Below are 25,325 nucleotides of genomic sequence, written 5' to 3'. Positions count from 1 at the left end.
GGAGGGATTTTATATGGAACCATTGCTTCAGATAAAAACCATACCAATAAAATATGAAATGAAGATACAGAAGGCCGAACTCAGATATACAAAATCGAAGACCGATGTATTAATGAATAATGAACGCGGTGGCCTGGATATTAACAGCAAACCGATTAAGCTGTTCCTTGATACTTACGATGCCCGCAGTTCAATTTCTCCAACCACCATGGAAAGCGTCCGCCAGGCCGCTGCTTCCGGATTGGAGGCTGCATCAGAAGCTACTGCTACTTATACAGAGGAGGCTGCACTATTGTTAGACGCCAAAGTTTCTAATCCCCTTGATCAGATTTTCCGTCAGCGTGCTCAAATGCCCACAGGAGAGTTTGGTTTAGCTTTTATCCCAACTACAGGTCCCGATCTCGAATGGTCTGCCCCTGATCTGAATATTAAGTATCAAATGGATAAGATTAGTTTTGACATCAGGGCCGCTAAGGGGGATTTTGAATTCATACCCGGCAGCATTGAAATTTCCATCACTCAAATGCCAGATGTAGAAATAGAATATATTGGCAAGCCGATGTATGTTCCTCCCAGTGCTGCTAAATACTTTGATCACACCCCGATTGATGTCCTGGCTTAAATTTATATTTGGAGGTACACATGGAAATAAAAACGCAATATTTTGGTTCAATTCCCTGTTCTGAGGAGGAACTGATTCATTTTTCTGACGGTTTATTTGGATTCTCAGAATTAAAAAATTATGTACCCCTTGCATTTCAGGATAATAGTGATGCCCTGATATCTCTGCAATCTATTGATGATTGTAGAATATCATTTATACTTATGAATCCGTTTCAGCTATATTCCGAATACGCTCCTGTTTTATCTGCAGAAGACAGCAATTTATTAAAAGCTTCCTATGATGAAAAAAATATTTCTTATTATGTGATCTGTGTCATACATGACCAGATGGAAGAAAGTACTGTTAATTTAAAGGCCCCCATCGCAGTTAATACAGATACCAGAGAAGCAAAACAGATAATTTTAGATAACCCTCTTTATAAATTCCGTCATCCAATCAAAGACTTTATGAAAAGGGGGAAATAATATGCTGATACTTCAGAGAAAAAAGGAACAGGCTCTAAACATTGGCGATAACATTTCGATTACTGTACTGGAAATCGGTAATGATTGGGTCAAATTAGCAATTGATGCTCCCAGAGATGTATCTATATTAAGATCCGAATTGGTAGAAGCAGTTTCTGCTAATCAGGAAGCAGTTTCTATTCCTCTGAATGCCGGATCAATTTCTAAGATAAAAGAGTTTTTTTCAGAGCAACACAAAAACAGCGAAAATACCTGATATTACTTAGGTATTTCCGCTGTTTCTTTTGATTCTTCCTCTGTATTCTCACTCTTTGCTTTCCTATTAATAATTGGGAGCCTTTTTACTGCCTTCTGAAACAAGCTTTTTAACTTTGGAAACACGTTGTTCCGTAAAGGGTTTGTGCATATTCTGCTTAAATATCGCAATAACCGTATTATCCAAAATAACGGCAATAAAATTCTAATCTTCCCTAATAAAGGATATATCGTTTCCATGTATCTTCGATCAGGAAAAAGCCAGGCAACCATCTTTCTCATTTCTTCCAATCTTCGGTTCCTTGCATAGCAATCTGCAACCGTCTTAATCAAAGGCAGAAGCTTTGAGCTGATCTCTCTTCCATCTGTTCCCTTTGACAGGATATAAGACTCCATGGCTTCATAGATTTCAACATTTTCAATAACTGCACCAGTTCCAAACCATCGCAGGATCAAATGTTCCAGGCGCTCTGCAAAATCAGCGATTTTCAATTTTTTTAGTCTGCCATATATATAAGGCCAATTAAAACTTTCACCATAAGTCTTATAAAAAATCCAAAAATCCATAATCTGGCTTAAACTGATATTCCCCCTCGCATAACTATCAGTCAGTCTGCACATCAAAAACAGGTATCTGTCATCAAGAGGCAGTTCACGAATATACCTGCTGCCAGCCTGTAGTGGAGATAATTTAAGCAGGCTCCTAAAAAACCTGCGCATGGAGGTACTGAAAAAAAGTGTATAGTCAAAATTCAACACTCTTACTCCAGGAATACGATAATACAACCTTCCAGCCTCATCTGTTCTACGTTCTTCGAAATCTACCTTTTCCAGAATCCCCCATATCACACTGGTACATTTTCTACTGGACCCAATCTCAATTGACTCACGGCAGCACATCTCTTCGATGGGATAATTTTTTACTATATCTGAATAACTGAGATAAAAGCAGTTGATTTTTTCACGTTCCAGCAAAGCCACCAGCTGCGTCTCGCTTTTCTGTAAACGTCCTACCCGATAAACTGATTCTAAATATTTATCAAAAAACTGTTGTCTTATCGCTTGGGATATCTCCTGGTCAAGCCCCAGAATACCATAATGTACAGCATGTGCCACACCATGGTAATCAGCTAACCGAAACATCTTTTCCCAATCAAGTGAACGTATGGGCTCTGGTGAAGGTTTCTGATTCATCACTGCAGATAGTAATATTAGTAAATACCGCTCTTCATAACCTTTAATCATTCATTTTTCCATCCTTAATTAAATCCCATGTGCCGCACACCGCCTGCAATATCATACAGGTCTATAATATATATATCGGACTTTTCATCTCAATCTTAACTTTATGGAGTGTCTATCCGATAAATAACATATAATATTAAAGATAAAGGTGAGCCGTATGAACAGATTATTTAAAACACTATTCAAGACCCTGTTCGTAATCGTCATCCCGTTTGCGATTTTTTCTTCTAATTATCAGATTGACGGATCAGCCGCTGATGTCTCTCAACCTACAACCGCGCTACTGCCTGAGATAGTTGATGCAGATATCCCTCAGGAAGGCAAATACGATGTAATGCTAGACAGCGTTTGCGGTCCTCTTACTTATTATAATCAGGCTGATGCCAGGTGGGGAAATTATCTGTGGGGGGGAAGAGATCCTCTGGTTACCTATGGATGCGGACCTACTGTTATGGCCATGGTCATAACCAGTCTGACTGGTAATCAGGTCCTTCCAACCGATATGGCAAACTGGGCAGCAGTCAATAACAGCTGGTGCCCCGGACAGGGTTCTTATCACCGCCTCATTCCTGACAGTGCGTCAGCATATGGTCTTTTAGTTTCACCGATTAAAAACCGTACCGTAGAGGGGATTAGGAATGCATTGGATTCCGGACAACTGGTTATTGCCTTAATGAGAAAGGGACATTTTACTCAGCAGGGACATTTTATAATCATAACAAGTTATACCGCTGACGGTTCCTTTCGTATCGCGGATTCTAATAATTATGATAATACAAAGTGCAATTGGGATCCTTCTGTGATACTGCATGAACTGAATTACCGAGCATCCAATGGAGGACCACTTTGGGCTATTTCTCCTCCAAAATAAAAAGCTATATTTAATTATAAAAGGAATGGGTACCTGCGATACGCGTACTGATGTGTCTGTCGATTTCAATAGTACGTTTCAGTATATGCTGGATATTCTTTCCTTTTTCCATTATTTTTTCTGATATCTGTTCATTTGGATTCCAGTTTTCCTGCCCCTTCACCAAATTATCCACTTTGGCAGCTTCTTCCGGAGGCAGAACCGATATAAGACAGTTTATATTTTTAGTAAACATATCAGCCTTATCCATCTCCTCCTGGCGCATTCCCAAAAGCATCTGTACTGAAGTCTGGTCATTGCGGGAAAGGAATTCACCAATTTCACGGGTTATCCTCTCTATTTCTGCCATACACTGATATTTTTTCTGCATCTCTTTTAGAATCTCCAACAGCATGGATTCTTCCATTTGTACTTCCTCCTGTTTGCAGCTTATTGATAAATGGCTGGAGAGAACGTTCCTCTCCAGCCTGAATAAAATCAACCGCCGATGCGCTGTGCCTCTCTAAAGGAATCCCTCAGATCCATAATCAATGGTCTTATCTCTCCTATTACTGCAGAATTCCTGCCTGCTTTAATACGAACTAATTCATAAAGGAAAAATTCATAAAGACGTTTTAATTCATTACTTATTTCATATTGAAAATTAAGAGTATCTCTTAAGTATGTAACTATATCCATAGACCGTTGTATGGACTGCTCGAAAAGTTCATAATCTTTATTTTCCAATGCCAATTCTGATCTGGTCAGCCTCTTTAATAATTCATCATATAAAAGATTAAGCATTTCACCCGGAGTCATTGTATTCACGGTCTGTTCCTTGTAATGTTGATATCCATTTACTGCCATCTTACACTCCGTTCCTTATGAACCAAAGGATTGACTCAACCAGCTGCTTTGAGAATTCATCTGGGAAATCAATGTTTCCAAATTGGTAAATTGCTTGATGTACCGGTCTGTTTCTGTTTTAAGCTGAGTATTAAGCCGGCTAATTACGGTATCCAGACTGTCCATGGAACTCTGTAAGGAATTCTTGAGAATACTCGTAGGAGCATAAACGGAACCAGCTTTCTCAATGAGAATACCCTTCGTTGCACCAGTTGTACTAGCATACTTTTCAGTAATCTCAGTCATTCTGGCCATAACTCCGCCTTTGTCACCTGTTGATGAATCTGCAGCTCTTGTGAACAATTTCTGTAAATCTGCCGAATTCGATTCCAGTGATGCCCTGAATTTTGTTTCATCAAGAACAAGCTTACCGTTATCACCGTAATTTGTGCTTGTCGATATTCCGAAAGAAGCCAAAGCAGCTGTATCTTCAGAGCCACTTTCAAAAATAAACCTCATACTGTCAGAAAGGCCACGTAAATCTGAATCATTAAAAAGCAAGCCTGTTTTAGCCTTTTCTTCCCATTTTTTAATCTGGTCCTCTGTCATATCCGCTTTCTGATCATCCGTAAGCGGCTCATAATTGCGGTTTGGTTTGGTAGAAACCTCTTTGTTCACCAGCTCAATCATATCATTGTAATCTTTAATCATATCCGTGACAGCTTTCACAATACTGTCAGAATCAGTCTTGGCATTAAATTTAACAGGTTCTGTTCCTTCAATAAATGTATCTCCGCTATAACCGAATGTACCATTCAGTGTAATATTCAGGCCATCCATATTGAATGTGTTACTTTCACGCGTCAGATTTACCACATCATCGGATCCGGCGTATTTAACACTAACAATAGCGTCTTGTCCCTTGGTTACAGTATAGTCTGTATCCTTTACACCAAACAGCATTTCTGCATCAGAACCCTCGATTTTAACATCACCGGCTACCCCGCCAACGGTAGACTGAATCAAAAATTTATCTGCATTCTTCATATAGCTGATTGAAACTTTGGCATCCGAACTATTTATCTTGTTCATAATGTCGGTAATTGTGGAATTATACGTTAAGCCTTTTATGTCCACACCATTAATTTTTAATTTCATCTCCCGGCTGTCTACGTAAGAATTCAGCTTGGTGTTCAAATCACCAACATTGGCTGCTGACTCATAATCTATAGCATCATTAATACTGCTTAAATCCTGATCTGACATATTAGGATTTTTTGTAGCGATCAACTGTTTTAAATCGGCAATAGATGTACTGTCATTTACCAGGCTTCCAAGTTCCTTAATCGCAGCCTGAGCCTTTATGGATCCTGAAAAATAGGTAGTGTCCTGATCCAGTTTACCTTTTGTGATCAGGTTTTGCTCAATATTTTTTAAACCTGAGTCTGCTAAAGATGCACTCGTATTCAGGCGGTTTGATTCGCCGCTTGAAACTCTTAATGCACCATATTTACCAAGTACACCGTTATCTGCACTTGATAAAGACAGAATTGATGATGTATCATCCAAACCTGTAGCTGCATCTTTTGTCTTAAATACAAGCTGATATTTTCCGTCAACAGAATTCAGCTGAGTATCGACTTTTATTCTTCCAGTACCAAACTGATTGTCCAGTTTTCCCTGCAGATCAGCAGCAACAGACTTGAGCGCTGTTTCGTCATTGCCTCCTGCATCTGTTACCATCTGCTGGATATCTGCAGCACTGGCAAACTGAATGGACTTAGTTGTACCGTTATAAGTAAAGCTGATATTCATATCGCCAACACGCTGGGCAAATGTCTTCGGTTCAAAAAATTTCTGATTATTCATAAAATCAGCTGTAAAACCTGTACTGGTCATGGTTCGTGCTTCAGTACTTAAACTATTAAAATTTGTAAATCCAAGAGCTTTAATTGCGGTTTCACTTCCACCGTCGAAAAGAATTGTATTACCCGCTGTATCAGCAGATTTGAAATTAAGTTTAAAAGGGGTACCTTCGGGATCTGCGGCATTCGCTGGATCAGCCGTTACTTTAATCACATCTGCCAATGTCTGTCCGTTACCAATGGATACCTCTTTTAAAGACCTTGTAATGGAATCCTGAGCATTTTTACCGTTGGAGTAATCATAGGTATAACCATCTGTTGTAGTACCGCTTTTCAAAGAGACAGAATATGATTTGGTCCCATACTTAAAATACAGATACTGTCCTTCCAGATTACTAACCTGGCTTTCTCCCAGATCAATGCTGCCAGTTGTAAGACTATTATCAGATACTACTGTTTTAGAGGTCATGGATGCATTCTTGGCAAGCTGTTTCACCCCTACTACAGACATTGAGTCTGATAGGGCTGAACTGCCGGATACGCTGACATAATTACTGTTAGCGCCCACAGGTGTAATACTGCTTTTAGCCCAAAAGCTGGGACTGGATAAATTGGTAGACTGATTCGTATAAGAGGTGTATTTTTTGGAGAACTCCACAAGCTTTGAGCTGATGGAACGATACGACTCCTGTTGCCATGCATAGGTCTGTTTCTTCTTCTGCTGTTTTGCAATCTTTGCCTTTGTGGATGCTGTCATTCCCTCAATCAGAGTATCTCTGTCCAGACCACTTGCCAGACCACCGTAACCCCTTAAGGAAGAGGCTGTACTGTTTTTGATACTATTCAATGCTGTTGCCATACGAATAACTCCTTTCTTAACTATCTAAATAATCCATTTTTCGTCAAAAATCGGTTTTTTTTATGTTTTGGCTATACTTATTTATCGTCATATTGTATACTAAAGATAATAGTATTATCTTAATTTACGAATGGAGGAATACAATTTGTCAACTGTAATTACTATTACAAATCAAAAGGGCGGCGTAGGCAAAACCACCACTTCCTGTTCCCTTGCCTGCGGTCTTGCCATGAACAATAAAAGAGTACTGGCCGTTGATTTAGACCCTCAGGGTAATCTGGGATTTAGTCTGGGACTGGAAATTGAAAACTGTGCAACAATCTACGAGGTATTTCAGGGTTCTGCCACTCTGCAGGAGGCTATCCGTCCTGCAAAATATTGCGATGTGATATCATCTAATATTCTTTTAAGCGGCGCTGAGCTGGAATTTACTGGAAAGCAGAGAGAGAGTATGTTAAAGAATTTACTGTCTACTGTTGCCGGTTATTACGATTATATTATTATTGATACTCCCCCCGCTCTGAATATTTTAACAGTTAATGCCTATGCTGCTGCGGATTATCTGATTATTCCCATGGTTCCTGAGATTCTTAGTCTTCTTGGAGTTTCCCAGATCAAGGATACCATTAATACCGTCCGTGCTTCTGTAAACCCAAATCTGGTCGTACTGGGAATTCTGCTGAATAAATTTAATCCCAGAACACTGCTGTCCAGAGAAGTGAAGGAGATGGCTCAAAGCATTGCTTCTCAGATCGGGACACGTGTTTTTGAAACGCATATAAGATCCAGTGTCAGTGTCGCGGAAGCCCCCGCTCAGGGAGAAAGCCTGCTGGATTATGCCCCAAGATCCAATCCTGCTCAGGATTACAAAGCTTTGGTAACGGAAGTTCTTGAATTAATTAAGAAATCAAACTAATTTTATCTTGAGAGGAGCATATAAACATGGCTAGGAAAAGCAGCAAAACAGCTCATGTCATGAATCTTCTGGCCGGAGGTGAGGCTGAATCTTCGAAATCAGAAGCTGCTAAGGAAAATCTTGCTGCCAGCCAGGCAGCCGAGTCAAAGGGAACAATTAAAGAATTGACAGTATTGGCTCAGCAGGCCTCAATACAAATGCAGGAGGGACCCTTGTCTCCCAGCCCAATTTCTATTATTGACCTTTCTTCTTCCGTTCAGGACCCGGTAGCCGAATTAATCCGGCAGCAGCTTGAGGAAGATGAAAAGAAAGAGAACCAGACGGACTTCCATCAGGACGGAGAAGATAATGCAATTGTTGAACATGAAGATGAATCTGTATCTGACTTAGAGGAACCGGACAGTGATGAGGAACCAGCAACAGTCACAGAAGAATTGCCAGTCGCAGAGCCATTCACTGAGCTATCTGACAATCCGGCAAACATGGGAAATGAACATAGTAATTCAGATGGATTGGATACTGATGACGGTGTATCAACGGATTTTTCGGACACTGATGTGCAGATTCCAGCGGATCTGCCGGACGCAGATGAACAGATTCCAGCGGATATATCGAACATTAATGAGCAGCTTTCAGATGACCTGCCGGACGCAGAAGAACAGATTCCAAAAGATCTGCCGGTCACTGAAAATCCTTCCGCTCCTGCCACTCCTAATTTTAAATATTTAAATGTTATGGAACATGTAGTGGAGAATATTGCAAAGGATTATATGGAGCGGCTTGGTGGCTGTACCTGTGAGCGCTGTATTGCTGATGTCATTGCACTGACATTGACAAAACTTCCTCCCAAATATGTGGTTGTAGAACCTCCGGCTGCTTCACCTCTGCTGAATTTTTATTCCAGCCGTTTCGCTCCTCATGTAATTGTAGAGGTGACAAAATCCTGCTTTACAGTAAAAGAAAACCCACACCATTAAGTGCGGGTTTTTTTACTTACAGGTATTTCAGCTTCCTGCTCTGTATTGCTGCTTGTTAAACCGTTCCAGATCTCATTCACTGCTTCTACACAATCCATATAAGTCTGTGCCAGCTGTCCGGAAGGTATATTCAGCTTATCGGAAAGCTGCTTGACTTTTTTCCATTCTGCGCTTTCATAGCTAAGAATCAATTCGTATAAATCACCGCAGACTCCTTCCTTACGGATAAGAGCATCTTTTATTTCCTGGGCAACCGGAACTTCTTCAAGGATCTCTTCCAAAGGTGCGCTGATCATGTATTGAAGAGTAGAAAACATACCCATCATATATACTTCCGACCGTATAATGGGAAGGTTCTCAATATGATCCGAAATAGTCATTGCAAAATTTGCTCTGAGGAAAGACAGCTTCATCATCGCTTCCAGAGACTCCTCATTATCAATGTCATTATTGAAGCTTAACAAATATACCCATTGCTTCAACTGACTGATACCCATGGTAACCAAAGCCTGACGTATAGAGGAAACCCTGCGGCGAAGAGCAAAGTATGCGGAATTAACAATCTTAAGAAGAGCATAGCTTAAAGCGGCATCTCTGTTTATAATTTCTTCAATCTTTTCTATATCCGGTTCATCTTTGGATACTTCGACTACCAGCTGGAAGAAGTTACCCTCTAAAAATTCCATGCGGTTCACTTTACCGGCCATGGCTTCCGCGACATAACTTCCCTCCGCATAATCTGCGCCTACCTCAATCGCAAGATCATAATCTGCCATGGAGCTGACCCCTGTCACAATACACTTCTTATCAAATCCCTTCATCGTATTAATGAGATTTTTAAGAGAGATCCGCTCTTTCCCTTCCTGCTTGTTTCTGATATCAATCTTTATGTAGGTAACATAATCCAGCATGGAGAAATATTTGGGAGAAAACTGGAAGTCATTGATGGCAAATACATACCCCTCTGCTCTGTATTTTCTTATGATGGTTGGAGACAAAGGATGAATCATGACGTGATCTTCTATCTGAATCACCATCTTCTCCTTATCAAAAATCTTCGGTGTATTCCGAAACAACAAGGAAGGAGTAAATGTAACAAAAGTAAGCTTATCATGAAAAATGCTTTCTGTATTCTGCATCAGGAATCCTGCAATTGTGTCAGCAGCTGCTACATCGGAGCTGCTGTAAAGAGAATCATAGTCCTTCTGAAACAATACTTCATAGCCGATAATCCTGTCCTCCTTCAATGCCTTTATAGGCTGCCGGGTGACATACTTATCCATTCGTCTTCCTCCTCTGAAGTAAATGATCAATTACTTCCACCAGATGGGCGATTTCCGGCTTGCTCAGCTGTTCATCCGCTCCCAACTGTTTTCCTTTTATCATCAGTTCCTGATTAATCATGGAAGAGAATATTACCAAAGGAATGTGTTTTAGTTTCTTATCTTCTTTTACCAGCTTTGTAAGCCGGTGTCCATCCATCTCAGGCATCTCAATATCTGTAATAATAAGGCTCACTTTTTCATCTAAATCTGAATCGTCTCTTATCTGGCTTAAATAATTCCAGGCTTCCTGACCATTATTCTTAAAAGTAAGATTTTCATAACCGGCTTTCTTAAGAGCAGCCTCAATCATTTTAGTTAAAAGTATGGAATCTTCTGCAATCAGAATTGGATTGGCAACAGATGCTCTCTTTCCAAGCTTATTAATATCATCCAGCTGGATTCCGGTCTCAGGAGCAATGTCAGCAACAATTTTTTCAAAGTCAAGGATCGTAACAAGATCAGTTCCACACTGAGCGATTCCAGTCGCTACTCCTTCATCTCCACGGCTTATGGTATCATCCGGCTTTTGAATATTCTTCCATGAAATGCGGCTGATCCCCACTACGCTGTGAACGCGGAAAGCAATGTGCAGCTTGTTGAAATTGGTGATAATAAACAGATCCTTGCCTTGTTTTTCACCTTTATTTCCAGTCAGGTAATAAGGGAGATCGATTACGGTAAGAAGAAGATCCCTTGGTTTAAAAATACCCTCTACGGCTGGGTGGGCATGGGGGATAGGCTTCACCTTATCTGACATCATAATCTCACGTACTTTAGCAACGTTAATTCCATACAACTCACCGTAAATGGTAAATTCCATTATTTCAATTTCATTCGTCCCTGATTCTAATAAAATCTCTGTTTCTGCCATACTTTTTCTCCTTTATCCCAATATAATCCAGCAAAAACAACTGCCTGTTCATTTATCGGCAGATTTCTGCAAGTTCATAATGTTTACAAAACAATTTCTGCTCTGCCGTAAGTTCTGATTTTAACCTGCCCCGTGCTTACATCCATGGACATCGTACGTGCATAATTCTCTCCGACGTCCAAAGCTGCCAGACGGATCCCCTCTTTTTGAAGAATCTGTTTTACACTTACAATATTTCGGGCACCAATATTACCGAGGGTACTGTTTCCCTGCAGCTCGAACATCTTTGCCCCCCCTGCAATCTTTGCGATCAGCCTTGGTTTTCTGGCTCCCAGAATCTCTATTTTTCTAAATGTCTCAGCCAGTCCCGTATCTGCATACTTAAATATATTTCCGTCTCCTGATCCATATACTTCCGGAAGCATAATATGTACAAGCGCCCCCAGCTTTATCATAGGATCGTACAAACAGATGCCAATGCAGGACCCCAGCGCATAGGTGATCAGTGTCCCCTCCTGTCTGGCAAATTTCATGTCCGCAATTCCTACTGTTATCTGTTTATCCATTTACAATCCCCAACTTTTCCATTAAAAAGTTCAATGACATGATATCCGGCATCATTAGTAAGTCACTGTGAAGGACTTTTCCTCCTATTATAAACTGTCCGCTTATCATCATCATCTTATCTGTCTGATATCCGAATTCCACCATGGGAACGCTTAAGATCCCTCCCAGCATATTAACTGCAATATCCGGTACAGAAAGATTAATTGTAACCTCACTGAGTGTTGACATTGCATTTACATAAGATGAAATAATAATATTACCAATCTCTTCCAATGCGGAAGTCTCTAAAACATTGAGCTGGTAATAATCTTCAATCTCCTCCTGCATGACACTGGATAAGACTTCATTAATAAAATCCATTTTTAAAATGAACAGCATTAAACCATTGATTTCTCCTGTCATCTTTACCAGGATAGCCGCCACAATTTCCTCCGGATCTCCCAGAAATTTTATGGCTTCGTTGTATCCAAGAATCTGAACATCGGGAAGTGTCATTCGAACTGTCTTGTTCAGCATGGAAGAAAGTGCAGTAGCCGCATTGCCTGTACCAATACTGCCTATTTCCCGTATCAGATCAAGTCCAAGCCCATTCATTTCATCATAACGTGTTATTTTCATATGATCGCCCTCTTTCATCGAACTCTGCCATATTTACCGCAGAGAATTTATTGTCGACTCAACTTCATCGGAAGTCTGTACCATTTTAAGAGCATAGGAATATGCTCTCTGGGCCTCCATCATTCTTGTCATCTCCAATGCAAAATCTGTGCCGGACTGCTCCAGCGAACCAGATACCACTTTTGCGTTCTCCAGCAGAATGGGGGTGCCATTGGCTGCTGTTGCAGCAAAAACATTATCTCCTATGGGTTTCAGACCATTGGTATTTGCAAAGGTATAAATTCCAATGGCATGAGGATCATGTTCATCTTCCTGCAGCTCTTCCGTTTCTTCTTCCTCATCTTCGTTTTCTTCGGAAGGGTAGGATGCCGGTTTTACATCATAGGAGATTTCTTCCTGATCCATATTAAGAACTCTTTTACCATCCACATTCACAAGATAAAATTTATCCGTTGTCTTTGCAAGCTGGAAACGTCCGTCTCTGCTATATGTAATTTCCCCGGTTACAGGATCTTTCAGCATGAAAAATCCATCGCCTTCCACCGCATAATCATGTTCCTCTCCTGTTGACTGATACGGCATTGCTGTCATATTGGTTTTTACCTGGTCAATTTTAGTCCCGCTGCCGGTTTTTACATTGGGGCTCTCAAGCGAATTCCTTGTCTGCGTATAGATAAGATCGGAAAACACACTGTATTCTGGTTTAAAACCGACTGTGTTGACATTGGCAATGTTATTAGATACCACATTCAATTTCGTCTGTTGATTCATGGCGCCCAGCGCGCCTATGTAAAAGGATTGATTCATCCGCTGTTCCTCCCTTATACTCTGCCAATATCAGTTACTATTTTTCCCATCAGCTGATCATACATCTTAAGCACCTGTGCTGCACTCTGGGAAGCTCTCTGACTGGTCATCATGGCTGTCATCTGTTCAATTGGATCAATGTTTGACCGTTCTACAGACTTCCACATAAGTCCTCCGTCAACAGTTTTCGCTTCTGCCTGGGAAGTGAAGGTTCCGTTATCCCCTTTTACAAGCTGGGTTTCGTCATCGAAATTTACCACTCCGATTTTTCCGAGAAGGGTTGGCTCTTCCTCCTCAGAGTCAGCGTTGTCTTCATCGGTTTTAAGTCCTTTTAACGGTACTTCATATATATTCCCCGACTGATCAACTGTAATGTGATTGGAGGTCATTTCAATGGGATTTCCGTCTTCGCCAAGTACTCTGCCCAGATTTGATAAGCAAAGATACCCTTCCTGATCAATATCAAAAGAACCGTTCCTTGTATAGAGACGATTTCCGTCAGCACCCTCAATCGTAAAAAATCCAGGCTTTGTTAAAGCAAAGTCTAAATTTCCTCCGGTCTCTTCCACATTCCCCTGATTAAAACTGGTCTTCACACCCGCTACGGTACGCATCATGGATGCAGTACCAATCTGAACGGGATTGCTTTTATTGACATTCCCGCTCCTGTAAAGCATCTCATCTTTAAATGTGGTGCTGGTCATTCGGTCTGATTTAAAACCAGGAGTACTAACATTTACCATATTATTACTGATGGTATTTAAATTCCGGTTTTGATAAAGCATTCCGGAAGCCAGATTATAAAATCCTTGAAACATCCCGCTATTCCCCTTTCCTATTTCCCATTTATAAAATTAGTCAGATTCAGTCTCAGCTTTTGAATCGCATTCGAGTGGATCTGTGAAATTCTTGGTTCACTGACATTCATGATCCTGGCAATCTCTTTCATATTTAATTCGTCCATATAATATAAAGAAATAACCTTTTGTTCATTTTCTTTAAGATTATTTATGGCAGATACCAGAATCTGTTTAAATTCCTCCTGAAGATAGTGAGATTCCGGCTGGTCATTCTCACTGATGGATGGCAGCTGGACTGTCTTCTTGTTATCATTGCTTCCCTCCAAAACCATGTCAAGGGATATCACACTGTAAACATTCGTCTTTCCCAATGCTTCCTGATATTTATCCAGGGATACATTTAAATAATCAGCAGTTTCTTTTGAAGATGGAAAACGTCCCAGACGGTTGCATAATTCCATAACCGTATTATCCAGCTCCTTGGCATTTTTCCTGACACTTCTTGGTATCCAGTCCTGCTTTCTTGCCATATCTATAATCATACCACGAATTCGCTTGGAAATATACGTTTCAAACTTCACATTCATATCAGGATCAAATTTTTCAATCCCATTCATGATCGTCAATACACCTTCATTAACGATATCCTCTATTTGAGCAAAGCTTAAATAGACATCACGCATTTGAATAGAAATGCTCTTCACCATATACATGTAACGCATTACCAGCTCGTGCTTGATTTTAATATCCTTAGTACGCTTATATTTAATTAGTAAATCTTCATTGGTATATTGGCTTAACTCCTGCTCCATTCCGATTAACACTGCCTTTCTGACATTAAACCCTGTCAAACGGTAATATTTCCGACTGCCTGGATCTGAATATTATTTGCAATTTCATTAAATGAAAGAACATATACATTAGGATAGAATTGCTCAATCAGCCGGTAAAAATACAACCTTACTACCTGACTTGTAAGAACCACAGGTTTTTGTTCCAGGTCATTGAACTTCTTTATCTGTTCTCCCAGCTGACCGATCACCGACTGCATCACATCAGGGCTGAGCGCCAGATATACACCCTGTTCACCCTTGGCCATGCTGCTGATAATATTTTTCTCCAGATCTGCATCCAGAGTCAGAACTTTCATCTGACCTCCATCACAGAACATTCTGGTAATGGTTCTCTTTAAAGCAATTCTGATATTCTCAGTTATGAGATCAATGTCTCTGGTTGTAGAAAGAGCATCGACAATGGTCTCTAAAATGGTCTCCATATCTTTAATCGGCACACCTTCCTTCAACAGGCTGTTGAGTATTTTCTGAAAGTTGCCGTAAGACAGCTGGCCTGGAAACAGCTCTTCAACAAGTTCTGCCGAATGCTTCTTAACATTATCCAGTAGCTGCATAACTTCCTGCCTTCCAAGCAGCTCATATGCATGCTGTTTGATAGTCTCCGACAAATGGGTCAGCATAACTGACAGGGGATCAATAACTGTATAACCATAAATTTCGGCCATTTCTTTATTTTCGGGACGGATCCATTTACTTGGAATTCCATAAGCCGGCTCTATCGTTTCAATTCCATCCACTTCCCCGGAAAGGACCTGGGGCTCCAGTGCAAGGTAGTAGTCTACAAGGATTTCACCCTTTGCTACTTCTTCGCCTCTGATTTTAATCACATACTGGTTTGTATTCAAGCTGGAACTGTCTCTCAGTCTGACTGATGGAATGACAAATCCCATGTCCTGAGCATACTGTCTGCGGAAAATGACGATACGGTTAATCATTTTTCCTCCGCTGCCTTCATCAATCAGAGGAATGAGACTGTAGCCAAATTCCAGTTCTATGGGTTCTACACTAATAAGGGAATAAACATTGTTTACATCCCTGTAATAGGATTCTTCGTCGGAAGGTGTCTGCTGGCTGGTATCCTCCATGAACGGATTCTGATGCTGCTCCACCTCTTTAAAGGCAGCCTGCTTTACCTTACGTTCCAGCTGATAGCCGGTTCCCATAAGCAGGACCGCCATAAGACCAAGCTGGAGTTTAGGCATTCCCGGTACAAGCATCAACACAACCATTACGAAACCGGTTAACATAATGGCTCTTGGCTGGGCCAAAAACTGTGCTGATACATCTTCGTTCAAACTGCCGTCTGATACGGCTCTGGTAACAACCATACCGGTAGCTACCGCTATCATAAGGGAAGGAAGCTGGGATACCAGTCCATCACCTACCGTAGCAATACTATATACAGTCAGAACCTCATTAAAGGGCATATTTGACTGAACAATACCAATGATGGCACCGCCGATAAAATTGATAGCGGTAATAATCAGAGAAACAATTGCATCGCCCTTAACAAATTTGGTGGCACCATCCATGGCGCCATAGAAGTCTGCTTCCTTCTGGATTTTATATCGTCTCAGCTTTGCTTCCTGTTCATTGATCAGACCGGAACTTAAATCTGCATCAATCGCCATCTGCTTACCTGGCATGGCATCCAGGGTAAATCTGGCTGCAACCTCAGATACACGCTCTGTACCTTTTGTAATAACCAGAAAGTTTACTAAAACAATAATAAGGAATATAATAAAACCAACTACAACATTTCCCTGTAAAACGAAATCACCAAAGGCTTTAATGACAAGACCGGATGATCCCATTCTGGTTAAAATATTACGGGTGGAAGATACGTTAAGTCCAAGCCGCAACAGTGTGGTTATTAACAGAAGCGATGGAAATATGGAAAATTCCAGAGGCTCCTTAATGTTCATGGTTATCAACAGGATAATCATGGATAGGGAAATATTTATTATAATCATTACATCCATAAAAAATGGAGGCAATGGGATGATCAAAAGAAGCACAATTGTAATGACAAATACTACAACGGAATTTTTAAGTAAAGTCTTCATTCTTTTTACACCATTTCTTTCAAGTATCTATGCCGCATTTTCTACTCTATGATCTTGTTATTCATACGGTATACGTATACCAGAATCTCAGCGACCATACCATAATATTCCGGAGGGATTTGTTCCCCCACTTTGGTACTGGCAAAAATTCCTCTTGCAAGAGGTTTGTTTTCCAGCACATAGATTCCATTTTCCTCGCCTATGGCTACAATCCTTAAAGCAAGTTCATCCTGACCCTTGGCAAGCAGAACAGGTGCATTATCTTTTTCTATGTCATAACGCAGTGCTACCGCATAATGGGTCGGGTTACGAATAATTACATCTGCAGTAGGAACTGACTGCATCATCCTGCTGCGGGCTCTTTCTCTTTGTAAGTTTCGGATACGCCCTTTAATTTCCGGATTTCCTTCCGTCTGCTTGTATTCCTCTTTCATCTCCTGCTTTGACATCTTAATCTGACGTTCATAATCCCACCACTGGTAGAAATAGTCAAAGCCGGCTATTGCCATAAATACAATCGATACCTTTATCACCATATCCATAATGGCATCCAGAACGTATACTGCCGAATCCATTAAATTCATATCAATGGTTCTTGCCACTGCTCTTAAATCACTTTTTATAATCTGATATAAAATTACTGAAAGAATGGTAATTTTAACCATATTCTTGATAAGCTCCACCAGACTTTTTAAAGAAAGTAGATTTTTAATCCCTTTAATGGGATTCAGTCGTTCAAACTTGGGAGCCATATTACTTTTTGTAAATAAAAATCCTGTCTGTATTCCTGTTCCAAGAATCGCCAGAGAGGTGGAAACAAGAATGATTGGAATCGCTGCTTTTGAAATAGCAATTACCGTATCCCAGAAAACCCCTGTTGTATAATCTGACAGTGTATCTGCTGCCGGAGCCAGACTGACATATTTGATCATATAATCCCGCATGGTCCGATACATGAGCGGAAGCAACGCTTTCAGCATCACGAAAGTTCCAAGAAGAGTAGCGATCATAACCACATCCTTACTAACTGCAACATGACCCTTTTTACGTTCATCCCGCCGTTTTTTCGGTGTGGCCTTCTCGGTTTTGGAATCATCTGCCATTTCCGTTCATCACATCCTTTGCGCTATAAAATCCTGATCATATTCTCCACTGCCAGAAGCATCTGACTGATAATGACACCTACATAATCAGACATAGGTGAAAATAAGAATATAAGCATTAATAAACCAATTAAAACCTTTGCCTGAATATTAACTACAAATACATTGATCTGTGGGATAATCTTCATCAAAATTCCTACCGCTATTTCCGTTATAAACTCAATTGCCATTATAGGAAAAGCAAATTTAAGTGCCATAACAATACATTGAATAAATACTTCAAGAATGGCCCATGCAACTTTTGTCCCAATCACAGCCTGTCCGTAAGGCACAATTTCAGACGACTGGATCAGAAGCTTAAACAGGGCCAGATGACCGTCTACTGCAAAAAACAATAATATGAAATATGCATGAAAGATACTGCCTGTAACCGCAACCTGCGCGTTGCTCTGAGGATCAAATACGGTGGCCATGGATAGTCCCATCTGAAAGTCTATAATCGTTCCAGCATATGTGATTATCATGACAAACAGTTCCATAACAAATCCAATCGCATAACCCATCGCAAATTCTTTAATAAGAAGCACCGCATATTCGATGGAAGTAACTGGCTCCGGCACCTGAGAAGAAGAAAACGAATACAGCAGAAGGGTAAATACCATAATCGTACCGCCCTTCACATAACCGGGTATATTCCGTCTTCCTAAAATGGGATTCAGAAGTATAAAACCTGACATCCGCATGAAAATCAGGGAGAAAAGCATCATCTGTCCTATATCCGGCATTTAACTCTTCCTTTCGTGTATCCAAATCTACCCCAGCATGGTATTGAATATATGTACGGTAAAATCACTGAGCGTCTTCATCATATTACTGCCCATCATCAAAAGCATCAGTCCCACAACAAGCAGCTTGGGCACAAAGGTAATGGTCTGTTCATGGATCTGGGTTGCAGCCTGCAGTATGGAAATAAGAATACCAATAATCATACTGACCACCAGAACCGGCCCTGCCAGTTTAACGGCCGCTCCGAACATTTCGTACATCAGGGTGCTGAGTGCAACTTCTGTCATAAAGTTTCCTCCTGTCATTAGTGAAAGCTTTTAACGAGATTTGTGAATAATAACTCCCAGCCATTAACTGTAACAAACAAAAGCAGCTTAAATGGAAGCGATATCATGGCGGGCGGCAGCATTACCATACCCATTGACATCAGTGTACTGGAAACAACAATATCCACCAGCATAAATGGAAGAAAAATCATAAAGCCTGCAGTGAATGCACGTTTTAACTCCGATGTCATAAATGATGGAATGATTACTGTCATTGGTAAATCTTCAATTTTTTCCGCTTTTTCTGTATTGGAAAGATCTACAAACAGATTTAACGTACTTGTTTCCGTCTGCTTCAGCATAAAACGCTTCATTGGTACCTGAGCCCGTTTGAGTGCCTCCGACTGGTTTATTTCTTCTTTAATGTATGGCTGGTAAGCCTCCGTATTGATATCTTTTATAACCGGATCCATAATAAACAGTGTTAAAAACAACGCAATACCTACCAGAACAATATTGGGCGGCGTCTGCTGTACTCCAAGAGCATTCCTGGTAAAAGAAAGGATAATGATGATTCTGGTAAAGGAAGTCATCATAACCAGAATAGAAGGCATCAGCGATATAATGGTCAGAATGAGGAAAAGTTCCAGGGTAGGCACCCTGCCTCCATTAATGTTAACTAAGGCATCTGTATTCATTCTGTTCCTCCTACATGTCTTTCCGGTTTTTGTCCGTATATTTTTTCAGAATGCTGATGAAATCAGGGTATCCCTCTCTCACTTGAGGATTTGGGATATCCAGACCTTTTTGAATATCCTCCTCCGTCAGTTCTGCAAGAATCGTAATCTGTGAAGAAGCAATACCAATAAGAAAATAATGGCTGCCTGCACGAACTACCGCAATAGACTTATCCTGCCCAAGGGGAAGCCGGTCCAGCATCTGCATATAATTTCCCCCGCGTTTTAAGCCCATTCCTTTTCCGATACTTTTCGTAAATATATAGCTTAAGTACAGAATGAGAATGGTAATAATCAGTACCGACAACAGACTGATCACACTGTTCATCTACAGGCACTTCCTCTCTATTCAACGTTCCTTTTGATTATCTCCGAGATACGAATACCAAAATTATCATCAACAACCACTACGTCACCTTTTGCAATACATCTTCCATTTACATACAGATCAACCTGTTCTCCAGCCAGCTTGTCTAAAATAACAAGGGAACCCTTTGTAAATTCCAGTATTTCTTTGACCAGTTTTCTGGTTCTTCCGATTTCCACAGATACCTCTAAAGGCACTCCCATAATCAGCTCACGGTTTTCTTCCTGCTCCTCGAAGCTTACCTGTCCATCTGTAAGGTTATTCTGAGGTACAGGCTTCACATTGATGGTCTTTGGCTCCGGAGCTTCTTTCTTCGGCATATTCATCTGTGAATTCTGCATCTGCAGAATCATCTGCTGCATCTGGTTAATCATTTGCTGCTGCATCTGCATCTGATTCATCATCTGCTGCATGGCAGAATTGTCTGTATCCGGCATCTGGGTTGGCATTGTCGGCATGGAAAATACCGGCTGTGCAGCAGGTGCAGGTGTTGGGACTGGTGTAGGTGCAGGTGCCGGCGCTGCGTCCGTTGCCTTGCTTCCGTTTAACAGCATCTCAATTTCCTCCTGGGACAAGATACCACCTGAAGACTCCTGCTTTGGAGGTGTCTGCGGCTGGGGCTGTGGTTCTGGAGCTGAACTGCCTGCAAGAAGTTTTTCAATTTCTTCCTGGGATAATATGCCGCCTGATGAAGCCGGTTCAGAAACAGGTTCCGGAGCTTTTGCAGGAGCAGTTTCTACTTCCGGTTCGCTTTCTGCCTGAGGAAAGAATCCTGCTACCAGTTCTTTTGCAAGAGCGGGAGGCATCACGTTAATAAACTCACTGGCCATCTGATCGGCTATCTTTAAATTAAAGCCAACAACAACCATTAAATCTTCGTCATGATAGTATTTTTCTTTAAAATCTCCCACATCTTCAATCTCAAAAGAAGTAGGGGTTGAAATATTGACCGCCTTGCTTAAAAATTCGCTGAGAGCGGTTGCAGAAGCACCCATCATCTGATTCATTACTTCACAGATAGCACTGATATTTAATTCATTTAATTCAAAATCCTCTTCCGGGGTTTCCGTTCCCATCAGCATATCTACGATAACCTTAACATCATGCTTTTTCAGGAGCATAATATTGCTTCCGCTAAGACCCGCAATGTAAGTAATCTCCACACCCACTGCCGGTTCCAGGTTTGATATTTCGAACTCACTTTTAGTCAAAACCCTTACTACTGGTGTGGTGATATCAACTCTGGCATTGAGCATGGTAGATACTGCAGTGGCTGAGGCACCCAGGCTTATGTTTAGAATTTCACCTATGGCATCAATCTCAAATGCGCTAAAATTATTCGAATCCATACAACTTTTCTCCCTTTATACTCATTTAGCCCTCTATGCCATATTTTACCTTATTTCCCAATCTCCAAAGCCTTGGAAGCCATCATCTTTATGGCATTAAATGCGGTTATATTGGCTTCATAGGACCTGGTTGCAGACATGCTGTCTACTGTTTCCTTTATCAGATCCACATTAGGCATCTGAACATAGCCGTTCTCATCTGCATCCGGATGCTCCGGGTCGTAAACGGATTTCAAAGGACTGGTATCTTCCACTATCTGTGATACCCTGACTCCGCCTGCGCTCTGCTGGCGGCTTTTTCCTGCTGCATTCATTAAGGTTCTGCGGAAATTGTTTTCATTCTGCGCTTCAAGGACCACCATTCTTCTTCGGTATGGGCCGCCGGAAGCCGTTTTGGTAGTATCGATATTCGCGATATTTTGTGATGCAATATCAAGTCTGAGACGCTGGGCAGTCATAGCAGACGCACTGATATTCATCGAACTTAAAAACGACATTTGTACCCTCCTCAATGAATCAGCTTAACCGATTATACCAGTAACTGTCTTTAAAATTCTGTCCGGTTTGAATGGCTTAACAATAAAATCCTTTGCTCCTGATTTAATAGCTTCAATTACCATACTTTCCTGTCCCATGGCGGAGCACATAACAACGACTGCATTGGGATCCTTTGCTTTAATCGCTTTTAACGCTTCCAGTCCATCCATATTAGGCATGGTAATATCCATGATGATAAGATCAGGGCTTATCTCTGTAAACATCTGAACAGCCTGAGCTCCGTCAGCTGCTTCATACAGATCGGTATATCCGTTCTTTGTCAGCGTGTCCTTAATCATCATTCTCATAAATGCTGCATCATCTACTAATAATATTTTTGCCATTTTTTACATCTCCTTTATTATCCTATAATTCTTTATGTAATCCCTGACTCAGCTTTCACTGGTCTGGTAATTTCCATTTTCATCCTGCTCATCAATTTTAACAGCCATATCATCAATTTTAACAGCTACATTCCGCTTGTGAACGCCCAGCTGACCTTTAAACCATGGCTGGCCTTCTACAAAAAGCTTTACATCAGAATCTTTTGGCGTATTCAAATTGATTACATCTCCAACATGAAGATTATATACATCATCGAGTGAAATTGAGGTATCATCAAGCTGGGCCCTGACAAGTAAATCTGAGGATTTAATACTATGCATAATCTCTCTCCTGTTGTCCTGGCTGTTGGCTTCTTCACCCAGCGCACTATGTTTGCGCTTGTCCATGATGTCAAAAATATTCATAAGAAGAGACCCTGGAATGCATACATTCAGTCTTCCTGAGCACTCCTTCATATCTACATCTATCACTACAATAACAATGGTTTCATCCACACCAATTTCCTGAAACATACTTGGATTTTCTTCCAGCCTTGTCAGTTCAAAATTTAAATTAATATAGCTGGACCAGGAATCCCTTAATGCACCGATTATATATTGAATTACTCTGTGATACAGAGCCATTTCGATCTCTGTATATGTATAGGATTCATCTACATTAATATCAGCCCCCACACCTCCCAGCATGCGGTCAATTAAATTGAGCATCAGCGTCATACTTGCATTAATAAGAAGCGGAGGATTTTTACTGTTGTTGGGCAGTGTTACGTTGACTACAGTAAGAACATCATTATCACTAAGTGCGTTACCAAACTCATAATATCTCTGTTCCTCAACGGTAAATACGGACAATTCGCTGGTAGTCCGAAATATACTGCTGATCTGGGAGCCTGCTATTCTGGAATAATTGTCGAATATACTCTTTAAAATTTTCAGTCTGTCCTTGGTAAATTTCTTCGGACTGTAAAAATCATATTTCCGGTATTTTACTTCATTTTCCTTTTTCTCAATCTCATCAATTGGCTCATCAGTTCCACTCAGGGAATTGAGAAGCGCATCGATTTGACTTTGGGATAATACTTCAGCCATTTGTTTCACTCCCGCTTATTATTTAATTGCCCGTATTGTTCTCACTATTGTGATACACCTGATTGTAATACTCTTCCAGGGACTTTTCAACGGTATCATTTTTAGTTATTAAGATCTCCACACGGCGGTTTTTTGCACATCCTTCATTGGTATCAAACGGTGCGATAGGGCGAAACTGTCCAAAACTCATCCCTACCAGTTTTTCCGGTGCAACAGCATTCTGACTCTGCAGATAGATAATGACCTCTGCGGAACGCTGCGCAGACAACATACGGTCATTACGTATGTTATTTGGTTTGTCCGGATTCCCCTGTGAGGTATGTCCCAACACCTGAACTTCCTTAATATTGCTATTGGCCTGTGCCATGGCAGCTGCAAACTCACTCAGGACATCCTTGCCTTCCTGCCTGAGTACAGAACTGTCTCCATCAAAAAATACTTTATCACGAAATGAGATAAATGTGAAGCCATCTCCACGTGTAATTTCGACAGAATCCTGCATATTCCGATCATCAATTATTTTTTTCAGCATCAGATACAATTCGTCAAAATCTGTACTCTCTCCGCCTTCCGCAGGTGGATTTCCTTTTAATTCCCCCTCACCATCTTTCGCATTGGCATCCAACACAATCTGATCCGATGATTCAACAGCACTGGGATTAAAACTCTGCACCAGAATCTTCCATTTCGACTGGTCAATGGAGGACATTGAATACAGAAGAACAAAAAAGCACAGCAACAATGTAACCATGTCTCCATATGTATCCATCCAGCTTCCAAGCTCTTCCGGCTTTTTATTTTTCTTCATCATTAACCACCTGTTTCCCTGTTAAAATAAATGCTGTAAATTTACTGCTCATCAGGAATCTGCATTATTGCCTGAACTGCCTCCGCCTGACCGTTTCTTCAGGATCTTGTTCTGCTGTGCCTGGGAAAGATAAGATAATAGCTTTTCTTCCAGGTATTTCGGATTGTCTCCAGCCTGAATGGACAAAACCCCTTCTATTATTATCTGCTTGTACAATAATTCCTCATCATTCCGAAGCCGGAGTTTCTTTGCCATAGGAACAAATAACAAGTTTGATAAAACACTGCCGTAGAAAGTGGTGATCAGGGCTACCGACATATCCTTTCCTATACTGTTGGATCCGTTGCCATCCATATTCATACCTTTCAGCATGTTTACCAGTCCCACCAGGGTTCCAATCATACCAAATGCAGGTGCCAGTGAGCTTCCTTTTTCATACACGCTGACGTCCTGATCATGACGCTCTGACATAGCTGAAACTTCACTTTCCAGCATTTCTCTTATTTTTTCCGCATCCATCGCATCCACGATCAGCATAATGCTCTGTTTCAAAAAGGGATCCTTAATGCCGTTAGCCTGCTCCTCCAAAACCAGTAATCCCTTTTTTCTGGCTGTCTTTGCCATGTCAACCATAGTATCAATTACTTTTTCAGCATCGTATCTCTTGGGATTGAGCATGATTGCAATGTGCTTTGGAATCTGCGCCAACGTTTTAAACGGAAAACTTGCTATCAGAGCAGCAATCGTACCACCAACTACAATAAGTACACTGGGCATGTCTATAAAATTTCCCAGCTTATCCATGCCAATTCCATTTATTATCAGAGCGATACCAACTACCCAGCCTACAATCAACGATATGTCCATGAATAACCTCCAACTGTCCAGGCATTTCCCGGATTAATCTTTCATATTCTTCCCGCGGGCATAGATTCGGGCATTGTAATCGATCGCCCGGTCTATAATTTCCTCAACACTTTCCTTCACTACATAATGCTTCCCGCTTACCAGGATAACATTGGATTCCGGTATTGATTCCACCCGCTCAATCTGTGCGCAGTTTATAATGAATTCCTCATCATTCAGTCTTGTAAGACGAATCATATATTACCTCTCCTTAAGTCCGGGA

Annotated in this window: 30 protein-coding genes; 6 read left to right on the top strand and 24 right to left on the bottom strand. The window is 40.9% G+C overall.

Translation table 11 applies throughout. The annotated features are described in order from the left end of the window. Nucleotides 1–13 precede the first annotated feature (13 nt). The 3 genes from V7D18_RS00380 to V7D18_RS00370 are packed head-to-tail and all read left to right on the top strand — an operon-like array spanning nt 14 to nt 1,345. Nucleotides 14–622 (top strand): DUF6470 family protein, encoded by a 609-nt coding sequence (locus V7D18_RS00380; protein ID WP_426150335.1) that lies wholly within the window; start codon nt 14–16, stop codon nt 620–622. Between the two features lie 20 nt (nt 623–642). Further along, entirely contained in the window at nt 643–1,089 is a 447-nt protein-coding gene (gene fliW, locus V7D18_RS00375; RefSeq protein WP_117415703.1) for a flagellar assembly protein FliW, read from the top strand. A gap of 1 nt (nt 1,090) precedes the next feature. Next, nucleotides 1,091–1,345 (top strand): carbon storage regulator, encoded by a 255-nt coding sequence (locus V7D18_RS00370; protein WP_117415702.1) that lies wholly within the window; start codon nt 1,091–1,093, stop codon nt 1,343–1,345. 2 nt (nt 1,346–1,347) lie between these two features. On the opposite strand, the gene V7D18_RS00365 is transcribed toward V7D18_RS00370, so the two are convergent. Beyond that, nucleotides 1,348–2,589, bottom strand: coding sequence for a nucleotidyltransferase domain-containing protein (locus V7D18_RS00365; protein WP_426150333.1), 1,242 nt, complete (start codon nt 2,587–2,589; stop codon nt 1,348–1,350). Nucleotides 2,590–2,746: 157 nt separating this feature from the next. On the opposite strand from V7D18_RS00365, the gene V7D18_RS00360 reads away from it, so the two are divergent. Beyond that, nucleotides 2,747–3,460 carry a C39 family peptidase gene (locus tag V7D18_RS00360; RefSeq protein ID WP_426150331.1) on the top strand — a complete coding sequence of 238 codons (714 nt, stop codon included), beginning with the start codon at nt 2,747–2,749 and terminating at the stop codon, nt 3,458–3,460. A gap of 10 nt (nt 3,461–3,470) precedes the next feature. Here V7D18_RS00360 and V7D18_RS00355 read toward each other — a convergent pair whose 3' ends face one another. The 3 genes from V7D18_RS00355 to fliD all read right to left on the bottom strand — a co-directional run bounded on the left by V7D18_RS00355 (nt 3,471) and on the right by fliD (nt 7,009). Beyond that, complete coding sequence (locus V7D18_RS00355) at nt 3,471–3,866, bottom strand: hypothetical protein (protein ID WP_426150329.1); 396 nt, start codon at nt 3,864–3,866, stop codon at nt 3,471–3,473. A 71-nt stretch (nt 3,867–3,937) separates the two neighbouring features. After that, nucleotides 3,938–4,306: a flagellar export chaperone FliS gene (gene fliS / locus V7D18_RS00350; RefSeq protein ID WP_426150327.1), complete on the bottom strand. Its 369-nt coding sequence runs from the start codon at nt 4,304–4,306 to the stop codon at nt 3,938–3,940. Nucleotides 4,307–4,321: 15 nt separating this feature from the next. Then, nucleotides 4,322–7,009: a flagellar filament capping protein FliD gene (gene fliD / locus V7D18_RS00345; RefSeq protein WP_426150325.1), complete on the bottom strand. Its 2,688-nt coding sequence runs from the start codon at nt 7,007–7,009 to the stop codon at nt 4,322–4,324. Between the two features lie 145 nt (nt 7,010–7,154). Between fliD and V7D18_RS00340 the strand changes: the two genes are divergently transcribed. Both V7D18_RS00340 and V7D18_RS00335 read left to right on the top strand, forming a co-directional pair. Then, a complete protein-coding gene (locus V7D18_RS00340) occupies nt 7,155–7,925 on the top strand; it encodes a ParA family protein (protein ID WP_426150323.1) in 771 nt (256 codons plus the stop codon). 26 nt (nt 7,926–7,951) lie between these two features. Further along, nucleotides 7,952–8,902 carry a late competence development ComFB family protein gene (locus V7D18_RS00335; protein WP_426150321.1) on the top strand — a complete coding sequence of 317 codons (951 nt, stop codon included), beginning with the start codon at nt 7,952–7,954 and terminating at the stop codon, nt 8,900–8,902. Here V7D18_RS00335 and V7D18_RS00330 read toward each other — a convergent pair. The 20 genes from V7D18_RS00330 to V7D18_RS00235 form a co-directional block, all read right to left on the bottom strand. Beyond that, nucleotides 8,899–10,185 carry an EAL and HDOD domain-containing protein gene (locus V7D18_RS00330; protein WP_426150319.1) on the bottom strand — a complete coding sequence of 429 codons (1,287 nt, stop codon included), beginning with the start codon at nt 10,183–10,185 and terminating at the stop codon, nt 8,899–8,901. The genes V7D18_RS00335 and V7D18_RS00330 overlap by 4 nt on opposite strands. After that, nucleotides 10,178–11,098 carry a chemotaxis protein gene (locus tag V7D18_RS00325; RefSeq protein ID WP_117415693.1) on the bottom strand — a complete coding sequence of 307 codons (921 nt, stop codon included), beginning with the start codon at nt 11,096–11,098 and terminating at the stop codon, nt 10,178–10,180. Before V7D18_RS00325 ends, V7D18_RS00330 begins: the two co-directional genes overlap by 8 nt. Before the next feature lie 83 nt (nt 11,099–11,181). Next, nucleotides 11,182–11,664 (bottom strand): chemotaxis protein CheD, encoded by a 483-nt coding sequence (locus V7D18_RS00320; protein ID WP_288825990.1) that lies wholly within the window; start codon nt 11,662–11,664, stop codon nt 11,182–11,184. Continuing rightward, nucleotides 11,657–12,283, bottom strand: coding sequence for a chemotaxis protein CheC (locus V7D18_RS00315; RefSeq protein WP_117415691.1), 627 nt, complete (start codon nt 12,281–12,283; stop codon nt 11,657–11,659). Before V7D18_RS00315 ends, V7D18_RS00320 begins: the two co-directional genes overlap by 8 nt. A gap of 33 nt (nt 12,284–12,316) precedes the next feature. Continuing rightward, nucleotides 12,317–13,090: a flagellar hook-basal body protein gene (locus V7D18_RS00310; protein ID WP_426150316.1), complete on the bottom strand. Its 774-nt coding sequence runs from the start codon at nt 13,088–13,090 to the stop codon at nt 12,317–12,319. A 14-nt stretch (nt 13,091–13,104) separates the two neighbouring features. Further along, on the bottom strand, nt 13,105–13,908 hold the full coding sequence (locus V7D18_RS00305; protein WP_426150314.1) for a flagellar hook-basal body protein: 804 nt from the start codon (nt 13,906–13,908) through the stop codon (nt 13,105–13,107). A 17-nt stretch (nt 13,909–13,925) separates the two neighbouring features. Further along, complete coding sequence (locus V7D18_RS00300) at nt 13,926–14,741, bottom strand: sigma-70 family RNA polymerase sigma factor (protein WP_242996381.1); 816 nt, start codon at nt 14,739–14,741, stop codon at nt 13,926–13,928. Further along, complete coding sequence (gene flhA / locus V7D18_RS00295) at nt 14,738–16,810, bottom strand: flagellar biosynthesis protein FlhA (RefSeq protein ID WP_426150312.1); 2,073 nt, start codon at nt 16,808–16,810, stop codon at nt 14,738–14,740. Before flhA ends, V7D18_RS00300 begins: the two co-directional genes overlap by 4 nt. Before the next feature lie 41 nt (nt 16,811–16,851). Beyond that, nucleotides 16,852–17,913, bottom strand: a complete 1,062-nt coding sequence (gene flhB, locus V7D18_RS00290; RefSeq protein WP_117415687.1) for a flagellar biosynthesis protein FlhB — start codon at nt 17,911–17,913, stop codon at nt 16,852–16,854. A 23-nt stretch (nt 17,914–17,936) separates the two neighbouring features. Further along, nucleotides 17,937–18,698: a flagellar biosynthetic protein FliR gene (gene fliR, locus V7D18_RS00285; protein WP_426150309.1), complete on the bottom strand. Its 762-nt coding sequence runs from the start codon at nt 18,696–18,698 to the stop codon at nt 17,937–17,939. A gap of 27 nt (nt 18,699–18,725) precedes the next feature. After that, a complete protein-coding gene (locus tag V7D18_RS00280) occupies nt 18,726–18,986 on the bottom strand; it encodes a flagellar biosynthetic protein FliQ (protein ID WP_426150307.1) in 261 nt (86 codons plus the stop codon). A 17-nt stretch (nt 18,987–19,003) separates the two neighbouring features. Then, nucleotides 19,004–19,663, bottom strand: a complete 660-nt coding sequence (gene fliP, locus V7D18_RS00275) for a flagellar type III secretion system pore protein FliP (protein ID WP_426150305.1) — start codon at nt 19,661–19,663, stop codon at nt 19,004–19,006. A gap of 10 nt (nt 19,664–19,673) precedes the next feature. Beyond that, nucleotides 19,674–20,030, bottom strand: coding sequence for a flagellar biosynthetic protein FliO (locus V7D18_RS00270; protein WP_426150303.1), 357 nt, complete (start codon nt 20,028–20,030; stop codon nt 19,674–19,676). Between the two features lie 17 nt (nt 20,031–20,047). Continuing rightward, nucleotides 20,048–21,418 carry a flagellar motor switch protein FliN gene (gene fliN, locus V7D18_RS00265; RefSeq protein WP_426150301.1) on the bottom strand — a complete coding sequence of 457 codons (1,371 nt, stop codon included), beginning with the start codon at nt 21,416–21,418 and terminating at the stop codon, nt 20,048–20,050. Nucleotides 21,419–21,468: 50 nt separating this feature from the next. After that, complete coding sequence (flgC, locus tag V7D18_RS00260) at nt 21,469–21,915, bottom strand: flagellar basal body rod protein FlgC (protein ID WP_117415681.1); 447 nt, start codon at nt 21,913–21,915, stop codon at nt 21,469–21,471. 24 nt (nt 21,916–21,939) lie between these two features. After that, nucleotides 21,940–22,299, bottom strand: a complete 360-nt coding sequence (locus V7D18_RS00255; protein WP_104438793.1) for a response regulator — start codon at nt 22,297–22,299, stop codon at nt 21,940–21,942. 48 nt (nt 22,300–22,347) lie between these two features. Further along, nucleotides 22,348–23,388, bottom strand: coding sequence for a flagellar motor switch protein FliM (gene fliM, locus V7D18_RS00250; protein WP_426150298.1), 1,041 nt, complete (start codon nt 23,386–23,388; stop codon nt 22,348–22,350). Between the two features lie 22 nt (nt 23,389–23,410). Continuing rightward, nucleotides 23,411–24,196 (bottom strand): OmpA/MotB family protein, encoded by a 786-nt coding sequence (locus V7D18_RS00245; protein ID WP_426150296.1) that lies wholly within the window; start codon nt 24,194–24,196, stop codon nt 23,411–23,413. Between the two features lie 51 nt (nt 24,197–24,247). Further along, on the bottom strand, nt 24,248–25,063 hold the full coding sequence (locus tag V7D18_RS00240) for a motility protein A (protein WP_426150294.1): 816 nt from the start codon (nt 25,061–25,063) through the stop codon (nt 24,248–24,250). Nucleotides 25,064–25,096: 33 nt separating this feature from the next. Next, nucleotides 25,097–25,300: a flagellar FlbD family protein gene (locus V7D18_RS00235; protein ID WP_117415677.1), complete on the bottom strand. Its 204-nt coding sequence runs from the start codon at nt 25,298–25,300 to the stop codon at nt 25,097–25,099. Between the last annotated feature and the right edge of the window lie 25 nt (nt 25,301–25,325).

The organism is Lacrimispora sp. 38-1 (genome assembly GCF_049890855.1).
Lineage (GTDB): Bacteria > Bacillota > Clostridia > Lachnospirales > Lachnospiraceae > Lacrimispora.
This window is presented reverse-complemented; position numbering and strand designations above follow the sequence as displayed.